The organism is Kitasatospora sp. CMC57 (assembly GCF_045866025.2).
Taxonomy (GTDB): domain Bacteria; phylum Actinomycetota; class Actinomycetes; order Streptomycetales; family Streptomycetaceae; genus Kitasatospora.
This window is the reverse complement of record NZ_AP035881.2, coordinates 4751120-4766260: the sequence shown is the minus strand read 5'-3', so window position 1 is coordinate 4766260 and position 15141 is coordinate 4751120. Positions and strand designations below refer to the sequence as shown.

At 73.0% G+C, this 15141-nt stretch carries 14 protein-coding genes and 1 tRNA gene; 3 read left to right on the top strand and 12 right to left on the bottom strand.

The window, feature by feature from the left end:
- The 12 genes from ACKUU6_RS21425 to ACKUU6_RS21370 all read right to left on the bottom strand — a co-directional run bounded on the left by ACKUU6_RS21425 (window position 1) and on the right by ACKUU6_RS21370 (window position 12044).
- Window positions 1–612 (bottom strand): response regulator transcription factor, encoded by a 612-nt coding sequence (locus ACKUU6_RS21425; protein WP_407990177.1) that lies wholly within the window; start codon window positions 610–612, stop codon window positions 1–3.
- Window positions 613–682: 70 nt separating this feature from the next.
- Entirely contained in the window at window positions 683–1615 is a 933-nt protein-coding gene (locus ACKUU6_RS21420; protein ID WP_407990176.1) for a 4'-phosphopantetheinyl transferase family protein, read from the bottom strand.
- Window positions 1615–1995, bottom strand: coding sequence for an acyl carrier protein (locus ACKUU6_RS21415; protein WP_407990175.1), 381 nt, complete (start codon window positions 1993–1995; stop codon window positions 1615–1617). The genes ACKUU6_RS21420 and ACKUU6_RS21415 overlap by 1 nt, the downstream gene beginning before the upstream one ends.
- A 40-nt stretch (window positions 1996–2035) precedes the next feature.
- Window positions 2036–3805, bottom strand: a complete 1770-nt coding sequence (locus ACKUU6_RS21410) for an acyl-CoA dehydrogenase family protein (protein WP_407990174.1) — start codon at window positions 3803–3805, stop codon at window positions 2036–2038.
- Window positions 3805–5610 carry a fatty acyl-AMP ligase gene (locus tag ACKUU6_RS21405; protein WP_407990173.1) on the bottom strand — a complete coding sequence of 602 codons (1806 nt, stop codon included), beginning with the start codon at window positions 5608–5610 and terminating at the stop codon, window positions 3805–3807. The genes ACKUU6_RS21410 and ACKUU6_RS21405 overlap by 1 nt, the downstream gene beginning before the upstream one ends.
- A 180-nt stretch (window positions 5611–5790) precedes the next feature.
- On the bottom strand, window positions 5791–7209 hold the full coding sequence (locus ACKUU6_RS21400) for a cytochrome P450 (RefSeq protein ID WP_407990172.1): 1419 nt from the start codon (window positions 7207–7209) through the stop codon (window positions 5791–5793).
- Between the two features lie 32 nt (window positions 7210–7241).
- Window positions 7242–7844: a GTP-binding protein gene (locus ACKUU6_RS21395; protein WP_407990171.1), complete on the bottom strand. Its 603-nt coding sequence runs from the start codon at window positions 7842–7844 to the stop codon at window positions 7242–7244.
- The gene (locus ACKUU6_RS21390) at window positions 7825–8184 is read right to left on the bottom strand and encodes a DUF742 domain-containing protein (protein WP_407990170.1); all 360 of its coding nucleotides are present in this window, start codon (window positions 8182–8184) and stop codon (window positions 7825–7827) included. Before ACKUU6_RS21390 ends, ACKUU6_RS21395 begins: the two co-directional genes overlap by 20 nt.
- Window positions 8181–8588, bottom strand: a complete 408-nt coding sequence (locus ACKUU6_RS21385; RefSeq protein WP_407990169.1) for a roadblock/LC7 domain-containing protein — start codon at window positions 8586–8588, stop codon at window positions 8181–8183. Before ACKUU6_RS21385 ends, ACKUU6_RS21390 begins: the two co-directional genes overlap by 4 nt.
- Window positions 8585–10078: a sensor histidine kinase gene (locus ACKUU6_RS21380; RefSeq protein ID WP_407990168.1), complete on the bottom strand. Its 1494-nt coding sequence runs from the start codon at window positions 10076–10078 to the stop codon at window positions 8585–8587. Before ACKUU6_RS21380 ends, ACKUU6_RS21385 begins: the two co-directional genes overlap by 4 nt.
- A 428-nt stretch (window positions 10079–10506) precedes the next feature.
- Window positions 10507–11346, bottom strand: coding sequence for an alpha/beta fold hydrolase (locus tag ACKUU6_RS21375; RefSeq protein ID WP_407990167.1), 840 nt, complete (start codon window positions 11344–11346; stop codon window positions 10507–10509).
- Entirely contained in the window at window positions 11343–12044 is a 702-nt protein-coding gene (locus tag ACKUU6_RS21370) for a DUF998 domain-containing protein (RefSeq protein WP_407990166.1), read from the bottom strand. Before ACKUU6_RS21370 ends, ACKUU6_RS21375 begins: the two co-directional genes overlap by 4 nt.
- Before the next feature lie 89 nt (window positions 12045–12133).
- Between ACKUU6_RS21370 and ACKUU6_RS21365 the strand changes: the two genes are divergently transcribed.
- The 3 genes from ACKUU6_RS21365 (at window position 12134) to ACKUU6_RS21355 (ending at window position 15139) form a co-directional block, all read left to right on the top strand.
- Window positions 12134–12207 (top strand) — tRNA-Lys (locus tag ACKUU6_RS21365).
- A 112-nt stretch (window positions 12208–12319) separates the two neighbouring features.
- Window positions 12320–12682 carry a DUF427 domain-containing protein gene (locus ACKUU6_RS21360; protein ID WP_407990165.1) on the top strand — a complete coding sequence of 121 codons (363 nt, stop codon included), beginning with the start codon at window positions 12320–12322 and terminating at the stop codon, window positions 12680–12682.
- A 162-nt stretch (window positions 12683–12844) separates the two neighbouring features.
- The gene (locus ACKUU6_RS21355; protein ID WP_407990164.1) at window positions 12845–15139 is read left to right on the top strand and encodes a transglycosylase domain-containing protein; all 2295 of its coding nucleotides are present in this window, start codon (window positions 12845–12847) and stop codon (window positions 15137–15139) included.
- Window positions 15140–15141 lie beyond the last annotated feature (2 nt).

The window sequence follows — 15141 nt, the reverse complement described above, 5'->3', positions numbered from 1 at the left end:
TCAGAGCAGCAGCCAGCCGGCCTCCTCCGCGATCCGGATAGCGTCCACCCGGTTGCGCGCATTCAGTTTGGTGACGACCGTCGTCAGGTAGTTGCGCACGGTGCCGGCCGAGAGGAAGAGCGCCGCCGCGATCTCCACCACCTCCGCTCCGCCGGCGGCCATCCGCAGGACGTCCACCTCCCGCTTGGTGAGCGGGTTCTCCCCCGAGTCCCAGGCCGCCATCGCGAGTTGCGGGTCGACCACCCGGTCCCCGGCCACCACCTTGCGGATCGCCTGGGCCAGTTCGGCCGGCGGCGCGTCCTTGAGCAGGAACCCGCCCACCTTGGCCGCCATCGCCCGGCGCAGCGTGCCCGGCCTGCCGAGGCTGGTGAGGATCAGCGTCCGGCAGCTCGGCAACTGTTCGTGCAGGATGGTCGCGGCGGTCAGCCCGTCCACCCCGGGCAGGTCGATGTCCAGAACCGCGATGTCCGGTCGATGGGTCAGGGCCTGGGGGAGGATCGAGTCCCCGTGGTCGACCTCCGCGACCACCTCGATGTCCTGCTCCATGCCGAGAAGAGCCACCAGTGCCCCCCTGACCATGTGCATGTCCTCAGCGAGCAGTACCCGAATCACAGTCCCCCCGCTCAATCGATCCCGACGAACAACCGTCAGATGAGCGAGTGTAGGGCGACCGGCAAAAGGATCACTTTAGGCGCCGCGTCACGTCACCGCCGTCCCGGCGGTAACCGCTCAGTGCGTCCAGCAGACCGTCGTCCAGCATGGTGCGGGCCGCGATGTCGGCCGTGTCGCCGAAACCCGCGTCGAACAGGGCGACGCTCACCGTGTAGGCACCGTCGTCCACCGCCCAGGTGCCGAAGCTCCACTCGTCCCCTGTGCCGGGCGAGCCGTCCGGACGCAGCACCTGGACCCGATCGGCGCCCGCCGTCGGCGTGAAGCCGAACTCGGTGAACCGGAACCGCAGGCCCTGGCCGATCGCCTTGCTGTACGCCTCCTTGAGCGTCCACAGCCGCACCAGTGCCAGGTTCCGCCGCTCCTCCGGCAGCTCCTCCAGCCGAGCGATCTCGTGCGGGGTGCAGATCTGCTTCTCCGCCCCCGTGCCGAGCAGCCGACGGCTCTCCAGCTCCGCGTCCACGCCGATCCAGCCCCGGCGGGTCAGGCCGACCACCAGCAGGTCCTCGGTGTGGCTGAGGCTGATGTCGACCTGGTCGCAGCCCCGCAGGTAGGGCCGCCCGCCCAGCTTGTACGCCAGGTCGACCGTCTCGGGGGAGGCCTGGAGCGCGTTGCCCGCCGCGTGCTTGAGCAGCAGCCGGGAGGCCAGGAAGCGGGACCTGACCTGCTCGTGCGACATGGCCTGGTAGCGGGCCCAGTCGCGGCCGAGCACGGCGACGTCCCGCTCCGACGGCTCGACGGAGCCACCTGACGGCGCGTCCGGTTCCGCCGCCGACGCCCCGGCGACCGGGTCCGGCTCCCCCGCCGGGAGCCAGTCACCCAGCCGGGACACCAGGACGGCACTCCCGCGCATCGCGAGCGCCTCCCGGACGGCCTCCCACGGACCCTCGGGGCCGGTCACCCGGATCGGCTCACCGACCGCCGCTCCGGTGACGGTGGCCGGCATCACGGGCGACCCTCCCCGGCGAGGTCGGCGAAGCCGTGCGGGTCGGGCAGGTCGGCGAGGTCCGTGAGGTCGGTGAGGTACTCGACCAGCGTGGTGACGCTCACCAGGCTGCCCACCATCTCGGAGAGCGACAGCTCACCGAGCTCCGGGAGACGGTTCTCGATCCGGTACTTGAGCTGCATCAGCATCACCGAGTCGAACCCGAGGTCGTCGTAGAATCGCGCGTCGGGGTCCGCCAGGACGGCCGGCTCCGGGGCCTGGTCGGCCAGCACGGCGGCGACCTCCGCCGACACCAGCTCCAGCAGCCCCCGCACCGGCCGGTCGAGCACCGCGCCGGGGCTCGGGCCGGTCAGTTGGCGGCCGTTCCGATGAATCGTCATGTTCGGTCCCTCCGGGTGGTGGTCTCGGGCGCCGGTCCTCTCAGGACGCCGGGCGGGCCGCGGTCTGGGAGTCGTACAGGTCGAAGCTGCCCCCCGTGCGGTAGCGGCGGAGCAGCTCCTCCAGCACCTGGTCGTCGGCGCCGGGGGCGCGGTCAGGCAGACCGGCGCCGAGCCGTCGGCAGATCCTCAGCAGGGCGGTGACCAGCCAGGCCGACCGGCCCAGGAAGGTCTCGGGGCCGCCCTGCTGGTGTCGCCAGACCCCCAGTGCGGCGGCGGCGGCGAGCAGCAGCGTGTAACGGTCGGCCAGCGCGTAACTGCGGGGGCTGGCCAGGCCGTTGCGGTCCTGGACCGACAGTTCCCGGCAGGCCGAGCGGAGTTGCCGCAGCTCCGCGACGAGCGACCGGGCCAGCACCCGCAGGACGTCCCGGTGCTCGCCGCCCTCCTCGGACTGCTCCAACCAGGCCGCGGCCGACACCAGTTCGGCGGCCAGCGGGTCGCTGTCGCCGACCGCGCCCAGCCGGGTCACGTCCAGTGCGGGCAGGTCGTCCTGCATCCGGAACAGCGCCGGGTCGGGCTGGTGCTCGGCGAACCAGGCCCGGTCCGCCAGCACCGGCAGCCGGGGGATGATCGTCGACTGGCAGGCCGCCGTGCCGGAGTGCCCGAGGCTGGTGATCGGCAGGTCCCTGACGTGCTTCTGGAAGATCCCGTACTCCCCCTCCTTCACGTACAGGCTGGAGCCGAGCAGCACCGAGAGGTCGTAGACCAGGTCGCTGAGCAGGATCGGCAGGAGGTACTTGGTGGCCGCCGCGTAGACGCCGGTGGCCACCGGGTGGAGGTGGACGCCGCGGGTCGCGGCCAGGGCGAGGCTGTCGCAGACCAGCAGGTCCGCGAAGGAGCCGGCCAGACTGGCCCTGGCCTGCGGATTGCGCATCACCGGGCGGCCGTTGACGCCCCGGTCGAGGGCGAACCGCAGGGCGGTACGCAGTGCGGTGTCGCAGCCGGCCAGCACCATCGAGGGCAGCACGCTGCGGGTGAGCTGGAAGGAGCTGAGCGCCAGGTCGACACCGTCGCCCCAGCCGCCGAGGAGGGCGTCCCGAGGGACGGGGCAGTCCTCGAAGCCGAGACCGCTCATCCAGCAGCCGCGCAGGCCGACCGTCCGGTACCTGGGCAGGTCGCGCACCCGGTCGGCGGGCAGGGTCGCCCGGTCGAGCAGGACGGCCGAGTGGCTCCGGCTGCCCGGACGGGTGTCGGTGCGGCAGAACATCACCAGGGCGTCGGCGTGCGCGGCGTTGACGATCACCCGCTTGGCGCCGTCGAGCCGCAGGCCCCGGCCCGACGGTTCCGACCTGAGGCTGAACTCGTCCCGCAGGAAGGCGTTCCCGTGCGCCAGGTCCCGGTAGGCGACGGCCAGCCTGCCGCCGCCGAGCAGCACCTCGGCGGCCTGGCGCTGCTGCCGCTCGGTGCCGCCCGCCCAGACCGAGATCGCCGCCAGGAAGGAGCCGGCGCCGTGGCCGACGCCGAGCGAGGGATCCCGGCGGAACACCGGGCGCAGCATCCGCGCCAGCACGTCCACCCGGTCGAACCTGCCGCCGAGCCGCTCGGGTACGAACTCCGCGTTCAGCCCGATCCGGTGCAGCAACTCAACCGCCGCACTCGGTAGTTCGGACCGCTCGTCGGCGGCCAGCACGGCGCTGTGACCGAACGGGTTGGCCGGGTCCCACGGGTCGCCGAAGCCCTCCTCCAGCTGCGCGAGCCGTCGTTGCACGTCCAGCTCGGTGGCCGTGGGGGCCTCGGCCGTCGACAGGGTCATCAGGGTGCCTCCGTATGCGTCGGGGTGGCGCCGACCAGCTGCGCGACCTCGGGTTCGACCACCTGGTGGAGCGCCTGCAGCCTTCCGGCGAGGAAGAGTTGCCGCATCGCGGACCGCTCCAGCTTGCCGCTGGTGGTCCGGCGGACCGTCCCGGGCCGCACCAGCAGCACGCTGCCCGCCCTGACCTCGAACTCCTGGGAGACGCACCTGCGGACGGCCAGGTTGAGGGCGGGCAGGTCGAGGTCGTAGCGGCTGCCCGTCCGGACCTCCTGCACCACGACCATGTGACTGCGGTCCGGTTCCACCGCGAACACCACGGCCGAGCCGAACAGGCTGCTGACCTTCTGCACGGTGCGCTCGATGTCCTGGGGGTAGAGGTTGCGGCCGGCCACCACCAGCAGGTCCTTGATCCGGCCGGTGATGAACAGCTCGCCGTCGCGGAGCACCCCGAGGTCACCGGTGCGCAGGAAGCCCGTCTCGCCCTGGGCGGTGGCCGTCCGGAACGCCCGGTTGGTCTCCAGCGGACGCTTCCAGTACCCCTGCGCCACGCTCTCGCCGCGCACCCACACCTCGCCGACCTGGCCCTCGTCGAGCGTCCGGCGGGTCCGCGGGTCGACGATCCGCAGGTCGAGGCCGGTGGAGCCGGGGCGGCCGCAGCTCACCAGGGTGCGGACCGGACCGCCGGGCAGCGGGTCGCTCAGCTGGTGCCGCTCCAGCGCACCGGCGTCCACCACCCGCTCGACCGACCCTGCCCCGCCCGGCTCGGCCGGGCGTCCGAAGGCCAGCAGGGTGGCCTCGGCGAGCCCGTACGCGGGCACGAAGGCGTCGGGGTTGAAACCGACCGGGCCGAAGCGCCCGGCGAACGCCCGCAGCGTGTCCGCCCGGACGGGCTCGGCCCCGTTCACGGCGGTCCGCCAGCCGGACAGGTCGAGGCCCTCCAACTGCCGGTCGGTCACCCGGCGGACGCAGAGGTCGTAGCCCAGATCCGGCGCGCCACTGACGGTGATCCCGTACCGGCCGACGGCCTGGAGCCAGCGGACCGGGTGCCGGACGAAGTCCTCGGGCGCCAGCAGCACCCCGGTGCCGCCCACCCAGAGCGGGTGCAGCAACTGACCGACCAGGCCCATGTCGTGGTGGAACGGCAGCCAGCCGCCGATCCGCGACTCCGCCGTCGTGCCGAGCAGGGCAGCGATCTGGCGCTGGTTGGCGAGCAGGTTCCGGTGGGTCACCATCACGCCGCGCGGTTCGCTGGTGGAGCCGGAGGTGTACTGCAGGACGGCCAGGTCGTCGGCATCCGCCGCCGGCAGGTGCAGGCCCTCGGCCTCGGGCAGTTCGGCGCCGTCCAGGGCCAGGCAGGGGACCTGGGTGTTGCCGGACTCCGCCAGCAGTCTCGAGATCGCGGGCGCGGACTGACGGTCCGTGAGCACCAGGGCCACCGCCGCGTCCTTGACGATGCCGAGCACCCGGCTGTCCCGGGTGTGACGGCCGTTGGGCGTGGGCGCCGGCACCGCGACCGCACCCGCGTACAGGCAGCCGAGGAAGGCCACCGTGAAGCGCTGGGCGTCGGGCTGGAGGATCAGTACGTGCCGCCGGTTCAGGCCGCGCTCCAGCAGCCAGCCGGCCACCCTGCGCGCGGCCAGATCGAGCTGTCGGTAGGTCAGCGGCTCGGCCCGCAGCCCGTCCAGGTCGGCGGGTCTCGCTCCCCGGCCCCGCCCGGCGTCCTGCAGGAACAGGTAGGCGTCCTGCTCCGGCCGCTCCACCGCCTGCCGCGACAGCACTTCGGCGAAGGTCACTGGCTCCGTCATCGATTCCCCCGGTCACATGGGCGTTCCAGCACGCCGGTCACAGGGTCGGGGCAGTTGCTAGAGTCCGTCTGGACTACCGCTGGGCAGTCCGGAGCTGCCGCGCGGGCGCGCAATCCCGGGCCCGGACACGCGGAAGACCCCCGCCGAGGCGGGGGCCTTCCTTCGTCCGTCGGCCGACTGTCAGCCCTGGCGGCGGCCGAAGATCCGACGCCACCAGCTGCGGCGCGGGGCCGGGGCCTGGACGGCGGCCGGGGCGACGGCCTGAGCCGGAACGGCTGCGGCGGGCGCAGCGGGCGTGGGCGCAGCAGGTGCGGGCGCGGCGGGTGCGGGCGCGGCGGGCTTCGCGCGGCCCGGGGTGAAGGTGACCGGCAGCCCGGTCAGGTGGCGGGCGAGCCAGGCGCCGCTCCAGCGCAGCTCCTCCTCGGCGACCGCCAGCTGGAGGTCGGGCAGCCGGGTGAGCAGGATGTCGATTCCGGTCTCGGCGATCGCGCGGCCGACGTCCTGGCCGGGGCACTCGTGCGGGCCGCCGCTGAACGCGAGGTGCGAGCGGTTGCCGTAGAGCGGGGTGTCCAGGTCGGGACGCACCTCGGGGTCGACGTTGCCGGCCGCCAGGCCGAGCAGCAGCATATCGCCGGCCTTGATCTGCTGGCCGCCGAGCTCGGTGTCGATGGTGGCCCAGCGGCCGGGGATCATCGAGAGCGGGGGGCTGTCCCAGAGCACCTGGTCCAGCGCGTCCGGCAGGGTCATGTGACCGCCGGAGAGGTTGGCGCGGAAGCGGCTGTCGGTGAGCACCATCCGCAGGGTGTCCGCGATCAGGTTCACGGTGGACTCGTTGGCCATCAGCAGCACCAGGCGCAGGTGCTCCATCAGCTCGTCGTCGGAGAGCCCGGCCTCGTGCTGGATCAGCCAGCTCGCCAGGTCGTGGCCCGGCTCGGTCCGCTTGCGGGCGACCAGCTGGCGGAGCGTGGTGGCCACGTACTCGTTGCTGGCTATCGCGGTCTCGGTGCCGAGCATCATGTCCCGGGCGGCGACCACGAGTTGCGGGCCGTACTCGTCCGGCATGCCGATCAGCTGGGTCATCACCAGCATCGGCAGGTGCTCGGCGAACTCGCCCACCAGGTCGACCGTGCCGCGGCCGGTGAAGCCGTCGATCAGCTGGTCGGCGAACCGGGTGACGTACCGTCGCATGCCCCGGCGGTCGAAGCGGTTCAGCGCGTCGGTGACCGCTCCGCGCAGCCGGCGGTGCTCGGCACCGTCCGCGAACAGGCAGAGCGGCTGCCAGGCCAGCACCGGCATCAGCGGCGAGTCCATCGCCACCTGGTTCTGCTGGAACGCCGTCCAGCGCCGGGAGTCACGGGAGAACCGGGACGGGTTGCGCATCACGGTCAGGTTGGCCGAGTGGCCGACCACCAGCCAGGCAGGCAGGTCGCCGTGCAGCAGCACCGGCGCCACGGAGCCGTGTTCGGCGCGCAGCTTCTCGTACAGACCGCTCGGGTCGGCCTCGGCCTCCGGGCCGTACAGCCGCCGTATCTGGTCGGTGCCGAGGCCGTGGGCCGGGCAGCCGGGCGGCGGGGTGAGCTGGCCGTCGGGGGTGGTCACGGGTTGTCTCCGGGAGTGAGTGTGAACAGACGTCAGGTGCTGAGCGTGTACAGGTAACGCATCAGGGCGAGCAGTACGTCGCGGCTGGCGCCCCGGCTGCGGGCGTCGCAGCCCACGATCGGCACCTCGTCCGGCAGGTCGAGCGCCGCGCGCAGCTCGTCGATCGGGTAACTCGGCGACTCCGGGAAGGTGTTGACGGCCACCACGAAGGGCACGCCGCGCTCCTCCAGCCGCCCGATCACGTCGAAGCTGACCTCCAGGCGGCGGGTGTCGACCAGCACCACCGCGCCGAGTGCGCCCTCGAACAGGCCGTTCCAGAGGAACCAGAACCGCTGCTGACCCGGGGTGCCGAAGAGGTAGAGCACCAGCTCGTCGGAGATGCTGATCCGGCCGAAGTCCATCGCCACCGTGGTGGAGGTCTTCCGCTCGACACCGGTGGCGTCGTCCACCTCGGCGCCGGCCCGGGTCATGGTCTCCTCGGTGGTCAGCGGACGGATCTCGCTGACCGATCCCACCAGCGTGGTCTTGCCGACCCCGAAGCCGCCGACGATCACCACCTTGACGGCGGTGGCGGCGGTGGCGGGCAGCAGGTCGGTGCCGCTCGGGCCGCTGGGATCAGAGCTTCTGAAGTCCATTCATCACCGCTTCGATCAGGGCACGGTCGGGGAGTTCGGCCTTCGGGACGGGGGCCCGGGCCTCGACCCGGTCATCCGTCAGCAGGTCGGCGATCAGCACGGTCACCACGCTCATCGGCAGGTTGAGATGGGCGGAGACCTCCGCCACCGAGAGCGGCGACTCGCAGATCCGCAGGATCGCCGCCTGCTCCGGCTGCATCGCCGGCTGCGGACGGGCCTTGGCGACGATCAGGGTGACCAGATCCAGTACGACCCGCTCGGTCAGCCCGCTGCGTCCACGCGTGATCACGTACAGCCGCTCAGGGTTACCCGCCTCCCAGTCCGCGCCAGGGTCGGTCATGCGACCTGCTCACCATGGCGCGGGGGTGTGCTCAGATGCTCACCGATCCGGGCCACCAGGTCGCGCATCCGCTGGCCCATCAGTCCGGCGTCCACGCCCTGGTCGGCTAGGACCGCGAGGTAGGCGCGGGCGCCGGCCGCCATCAGGTAGAAGAACCCGCCCGTGGTCTCGATCACCACCAGCCGCATCCGGCCGTCCCCGTGCGGGAATTCGGAACCGATCGCGGTGGCCAGGCTCTGCAGTCCGGCGCAGGCGGCGGACAGCCGGTCCGCGGTGTCGGTGTCCGTGCCGTACTGCGCCATCCGCAGCCCGTCCGAGGACAGCACCACCACGTGCCGGGTCTGCGGTACGCCCTCGGCCAGTTCCTTGAGCATCCAGTCCATGTTGCCCCGCTGCTGAATCACTGCTCACCCTTACCTGAGGACTCGTCACTGTGGGGGTCCGGCCGGCCGTTCACACCGTTGGCGAACGCCGCCAGCCACATCCCGGGCTGCTCCGGCTCCGGCGCCGGGGCGGCCTGCGGGACCGGCAGCGGGCGGCTCGCCGCGGCGTGCCGACGGCGCTGCGGCAGGCCGTTGGCGGCCCGCTCGGTCACTGCCGGGTACTGCTCGCTCTCCCAGGGCTGCGGTCCCGACGGCTGCCGGACCGCCGCCTGGGCGGTCACCGCGTGCCGGGCCGTCAGGGCCGGACGGGCCACGGCGGGTGCCCGGCGCGGCCCGGAGGCCACCCCGATGCCGTGCGCCCGCTCGGTGGTGGCCGGGGTGGCGGTGAGCAGGTCCTGCGGGACGATCAGCACCGCGCGCACGCCACCGTAGGCGGAGGGGCGCAGCGAGACCTGGAAGCCGTACGCCTGGGCCAGCCGGCCGACCACGGCGAGGCCGAGGCGGGGCGTCTCGCCGAGGTCGTTGAGGTCGATGCCCTCCTGCGCCTCGCGGAGCATCCGCTCGGCCCGGGCCCGGCCCTCCTCGCTCAGGCTCAGGCCGCCGTCCTCGATCTCGATCGCGATGCCGGTCTGCACCTCGACCGCGGTGAGGTGCACGTCGGTGTGCGGCGGCGAGTACCGGGTGGCGTTGTCCAGCAGCTCGGCCAGCGCGTGGATCAGCGGCTCGACCGCGGTGCCGACCACGGCGACCTCGGAGACCGGGTGCAGCTCGACCCGCTGGTAGTCCAGGATCCGCGAGATGGCCCCGCGCAGCACGCTGTAGAGCGGAACTCCCTTGCTCCACTGGCGGCCCGGCCGCGCCCCGCCGAGTACGGCGATCGAGTCGGCCAGCCGGCCGACCAGGGCGTTCCCGTGGTCCAGCCGGAGCAGATCGTCGAAGACGGCCGGATCGGTGCCGTGCCGGTCCTCCATCTCGCGCAGGTCCTGGGCCTGCCGGTGCACGATCGCCTGCACCCGGCGGGCGATGTTCACGAACGCCCGCTGGGCCGACTCGCGCAGGCCCTCCTCGGCGTCGACCGCTTCGAGCACCGTCCGCAGCACGGCCTGCCTGGCCTGCTGGAACCCGGGCGAACCGGTCCCGGGGGCCAGCTCGCGCAGCACGTCCTCCAGGAACTCACCGGCCTGCAGCCGGGCCACCGCGTGCGGCAGCATCTCGGCGAGCTGGGCGGTCTCCGCCTCCTGGACGGCCAACTGGCTTCTGAGCTCGGCCTCCTGCCAGGCCGACCGCTCACGCAGCGCGGTCAGCGCGCGCCCCCGGCGGCCCGCCTCGGCCGCCACCAGCGCGACCGCCAGCGTGGCCACCGCGCCGCACCAACCGACGGCCGGCCGGGCTTCCTTGGCGATCAGGAAGGTGGCGACGACGGCCGCGGCCGCCGTCAACACCGTGGGCAGGAGCCACCCCAGTGCGCGCGGGGGGCGCAGTTCTGCGGGCGTCTCTCCAGCACCAAGCATCAGCGTCCTCAACTGTCGGAAGGTGTACGGACATACGAGCCGCGTACCGGCCTGGGAGGGGCCTTTCCGGTCCTCGCCCACCGTGACCGGCACGGCGTGGGCGGGGCTGGGCGGGAGTAGCATAGCCGGTTTTTCGATTCACTCTGACGGGGACTCAACAGACTTTGCGGCTAGCATATTTGGGCCTTTCACGTGGCCTTTTGGGCGTAGATCACATGCAGATCACACCGGGACAACAGCCCTGAGGCCCACCAGTTCGAACCCGCACCTCAGCCCCGGACGGCCTGCCCCGCTCTGCACCTCACACCGTGGCAGGCCGCCCTGAGAGCCCCCGTTCCGGCACCGGACGTCAGCCACAGGCACCAGGGCCGGCCTCACACCTCGGACCCGGACAGGTGCCCTGAAACCCACCGCGTCGGCGCCCGATCTCAGCCGGAGGCGTCCAGCACTGCCGCAGCCACATCGCCCGGCCGGTCCTGCATCAACAGGTGGCCGGCCGGGACGGCGATGCGGAACTCCCCGCCCAGCAGTGCCGCCAGCTCCCGCTGCTCCGCGAGCCAGCCCCGCCCGCCCCGGCCGGTCGAGGCGGCCAGCACGATCGTCGGCGCGCCGACCGACGGCAGCGCCCGGCGCAGCTGGTTCAACTCGGCCGCCACGTCCAGGTAGTAGGTGTTCTCGGCGAGCGCGGCCCGGAACGACCGGCTGGTCCGGTAGCAGCGGCGGACCAGCTCGGCCGGCGCCGGATCCTGGTGCCCCAGGGTGTTCGCGGCCACCACCACCCGCCGGGCGGCCGGGCCGAGCAGGTACGGCAGCGCGGTGGCGGTGGCGAGCCCGCCGAGCATACGGACCGTCAGCTCGCGCAGGTCCGGGGCGCGGGGCGGGCGGGCGGCGGGTTCGGTGCTGCCGTCGAGCAGCACCACGGCGGCGGTCCTGACCGGGTACAGCCGGGCGAAGGCCTCGACGTGGAAGGCGGCGATCGAGTGGCCGACCACCGTGACGGGGGCGTCCACCGCCAGGGCGTCCAGCAGGGCGGCGATCCGGTCCGCCTCGCCCCGGGCGGTGGGCCGGTCGGGCACGGGCTCGCTGAGGCCGAGGCCCGGCCGGTCGAAGCGGACCACGGTCCGGTGCGGTTCGAGCAGCGGGACCACCCGATCCCAGTCGAACCAGCAGCAGCCGAGGCCACCGCTGAGCACCACCACCGGACCCCGTCCCGAGACCACGGCGTGCACCGCCCGGCCGCCGACCCGGACGAACCGCGCGCCGCTCACCGCTCCACCCCGCGCGGCCCGGTGGCGACAGCGCGGGCCAGCACCGCGAGCCAGGCCGCGATCAGCAGGATCTGCGAACGCTGGCCCGCGCCCAGCGTCCAGGTGCCGTGCCCGGCCTCGAACGCCGCGATCGCGCCGAGGCTCCAGAGGGTGGCGGCCAGTTCGGCGGCCACCAGCCAGGGACCGTACCGGCCCAGCGGCGGCCACCAGCCGTACCGTCGGGCGGCGGTCGTGAGCAACACCACGGCCGCGATCGCGCCGACCATGGCCAGGCTGCTGCTGACGGCGTGGGCGGTGTGGGTGGCGGGCACCAGGCCGGCCGTCTCGCGGGCCGCGCACTCCGGGTCGGCGGTCGGCGTGCAGCTCAGCGGCAGCCGGGAGTCCACCGCCGTGGCGGCGCCGAACAGCGCCAGTGCCGACCAGCCGGCCACCGCCCAGGGGCGTCGCTCCAGCCGCCACAGCGCGGTGCCCGCCGCCGCCAGCACGGCCAGCCCGGCGACCAGGTCGGTGGCGCGGAACAGACCCCCGAGCGGCTGGTCCTCGGCGGCCAGCTCGCTGACGTACGTCCGCACCGGGTCGAGCCCGGTGCGGATCACCACCTCCAGCACCCAGGCCGTGTAGGCGAGGGCGCTGACCAGCAGGAGGACGGCGGTCACCGTCGTGGTGCGGCGAGGGCGGCGGGCTGCGGGGCTGGGCACCGGGCCAGCCTAGTCACCGGCGCGGGCCGGGCGCCGGAACCGATTCGGAGCTTCCCCTCGGAGCGTGTATTGTTCTCGGGGTCGGACAGGCGCCGCTAGCTCAGTTGGTTAGAGCAGCTGACTCTTAATCAGCGGGTCCGGGGTTCGAGTCCCTGGCGGCGCACAGACGATCGGAAGGCCCCTCACTTCGGTGGGGGGCCTTCCGGTGTTTCCGCTCCCGAACGGGCGGCCGGGTGTCCAATGGAGGGAGAGGCCACCCACCAGAGGAGCACCCCATGCCGAACCCCGCCAAGGGCCACCGGATCGACCTGGTCTTCCCCGAGCAGACCGTGACGGTACGGATCGACGGCACCCAGGTCGCGAAGTCGAGCCGCCCGCTGGCGCTGTTCGAGACCGGCCTGCCGGTCCGCTACTACCTGCCGCCGGAGGATGTCGACCTGACGCTGTTCCGGCCGAGCGTGACGCACACCACCTGCCCGTTCAAGGGCGAGGCGTCGTACTGGTCGTTCGGCGACCGGGCGGACGTGGCCTGGTACTACCCCGAGCCGATCGACTCGGTGGCGCCCATCGCCGGGTACGTCTGCTTCTACGACACCGTCGCCGAGCTGAGCGTGGAGGGCGAGCTCCCCGAGCGCTAGGGCCTGTCTCTTGAATCCCGCCGGGCGGGCGGTAAGCGCGATGTGAGGAAAAACGGGACATAGGTCCCTTCATCTCCCATACCGTTCGGGGCAGAATGGGACGGATCGTCTGATCCCGACCGCGTGAGCAACCGTCACAGGTCTCGCAGGAAAGGCCTCCCGTTGTTCCGCAGTGCCCCGAACGGTCCCCTCCCCCGTCTCCCGAAGCTCGGCACGTCCCGGCCACGCCGGACCGGCTGGCGCCGCCTGATACCGACCTGGCGGGTCACCCTGGTCGGCTCGCTGGTCTGCACGGTGCTCGGGACCGGCCTGTTCGCCCTCGGGCTGGTGCTGGTGAAGGTGCCGGACGCGCACGCCCAGGCCACCGCGCAGAGCAACACCTGGCTCTACCAGGACGGCACCCTGCTGGCCAGGACCGGGCAGACCAACCGGCAGAACGTCGGCCTGGACAAGATCTCGCAGGACGCCCAGCACGCCGCGCTCGCCGCCGAGGACCGGAACTTCTACCACGAGGGCGCGGTCAACCTGAAGGGCCTGACCCGGGCCGCGTTCGCCACCGCCACCGGCGGGAGTACCCAGGGCGGCTCGACGATCACCCAGCAGTACGTCAAGAACACCTACCTGAACCAGAAGCAGACCGTCACCCGCAAGGTGAAGGAGCTCTTCATCGCGCTCAAGGTGGACGCCACCGAGACCAAGGACGAGGTGCTGTCCGGCTACCTCAACACCTCCTACTACGGCCGCGGCGCGTACGGCATCCAGGCCGCCGCCCAGGCGTACTACGGCATCGACGCCGCCCAGCTGAACGCCGCCCAGGGCGCGTACCTGGCCGCGCTGCTCAACGCGCCCAGCGCGTACGACGTCTCCACCGCCTCCCCCACCGGCAAGCAGAACGCCACCAACCGCTGGAACTACGTGCTCGACGGGATGGTGCAGGAGAACTGGCTCTCCGCCTCGGACCGCGCCGCGATCACCTTCCCGGAGGTGAAGGAGCCGAAGAGCGCCCCCGGGCTGGCAGGCCAGGCCGGGTACCTGGTGAACGCCGCGACCGAGTACCTCACCACGCACAACGTGCTCACCGACGCCCAGCTCGCCCAGGGCGGCTACACCGTCAGGCTCACCGTGGACCCGAAGCGGCAGCAGGACCTGGACGCCGCCGTCCGCGCGCAGCTCACCGACCGCCTCAAGCCGGACAGCCGGCCGGTGGACGCGGCCGCGCAGGCCGGAGCGGTCTCGCTGGACCCGAAGACCGGGGCGGTGGTCGCCCTGTACGGCGGCCAGGACGCCACGAAGCACTGGATCGACAACGCCACGCGGCAGGACTACCAGGCCGGTTCGACCTTCAAGGCGATCGCGCTCGCGGCCGCGCTGGAGAGCGGCGCGAAGACCCAGTCCGGCCGGACCATCACCCCACAGACGGTGTACGACGGCCGGAGCAACCGGCCGGTGGTGGGCGGTCGCGGCACGCCGTACGCGCCGCCGAACGACGGCAACAAGAGCTACGGCCAGATCACCCTCCAGCAGGCCACCGACTGGTCGGTGAACTCGGCCTTCGCCCAACTCGCCCAGGACACCGGCCTGGAGAAGGTCCGGGAGACCGCCGTCGCCCTCGGGCTGCCCGCCGACACCCCTGGGCTCACGGCGGTTTCCTCGATCGCGCTCGGCTCCTCCACCCCGAGCGTGCTGGAGATGGCCGGGGTGTACGCCACCCTGGACAACGGCGGCCGGCAGACCACCCCCTGGCTGGTGAAGTCACTCGAGCACGAGGGTGAGAACGTCGCGCTGCCCGCGCCGAAGACCACCCAGGCGGTCAGCGAGGAGACCGCGCGGACGGTCACCTCGATGCTCCAGGGCGTGGTGAGCGATCCGGGCGGCACCGGGTACCGGGCCAAGGAGCTCGACCGGCCGGCCGCCGGCAAGACCGGCACCACCGACGACCTCAAGTCGGTCTGGTTCTCCGGCTACACGCCCGAACTGGTCACCTCCGTCGCACTGTTCGGCCAGGAGCCGGGCAGCGGGAAGCAGGTCTCGCTGGACGGGACCGGCGGCGCCGCCGGTGCGGCAGGCGGCAACTTCCCGGCCCGGATCTGGACCGCGTACATGGCGGCGGCGCTGGACGGACAGCCGGTCACCGACTTCCCCGAGCCGGCCGGCCGTGGCCGGAGCTCCGCCGAGGAGCCGGCCTCGACCCCCTCCTCGACGCCGTCCGGCACTCCGAGCGCGCCGGCCTCCACCCCGGCCGAGCAGCCGTCGACCCCGGCCGAACCGGACCCGTCCAGCTCGACGCCGAGCGCCACGGCCTCGCCCACCCGCACACCGAAGCCCACCCCGACCCAGACGCCGACCCGGTCGCCCGACCCGACCCGGTGGCCCACGCCGACGCCAACGCCGCCGGAACCGAGCCGGGAGCCGACGAACGGCGGCGGCGCCTCGCAGCAGGCCGTACCGACGGGCTGACC

Bases quoted from the DNA above. Each gene is read 5' to 3' on its own strand.
- ACKUU6_RS21420 (WP_407990176.1), bottom strand. From the start codon at position 1,615: ATGCCGGCCACCGTCACCGGAGCGGCGGTCGGTGAGCCGATCCGGGTG.
- ACKUU6_RS21415 (WP_407990175.1), bottom strand. From the start codon at position 1,995: ATGACGATTCATCGGAACGGCCGCCAACTGACCGGCCCGAGCCCCGGC.
- ACKUU6_RS21410 (WP_407990174.1), bottom strand. From the start codon at position 3,805: ATGACCCTGTCGACGGCCGAGGCCCCCACGGCCACCGAGCTGGACGTG.
- ACKUU6_RS21405 (WP_407990173.1), bottom strand. From the start codon at position 5,610: ATGACGGAGCCAGTGACCTTCGCCGAAGTGCTGTCGCGGCAGGCGGTG.
- ACKUU6_RS21395 (WP_407990171.1), bottom strand. From the start codon at position 7,844: ATGGACTTCAGAAGCTCTGATCCCAGCGGCCCGAGCGGCACCGACCTG.
- ACKUU6_RS21390 (WP_407990170.1), bottom strand. From the start codon at position 8,184: ATGACCGACCCTGGCGCGGACTGGGAGGCGGGTAACCCTGAGCGGCTG.
- ACKUU6_RS21380 (WP_407990168.1), bottom strand. From the start codon at position 10,078: ATGCTTGGTGCTGGAGAGACGCCCGCAGAACTGCGCCCCCCGCGCGCA.
- ACKUU6_RS21360 (WP_407990165.1), top strand. From the start codon at position 12,320: ATGCCGAACCCCGCCAAGGGCCACCGGATCGACCTGGTCTTCCCCGAG.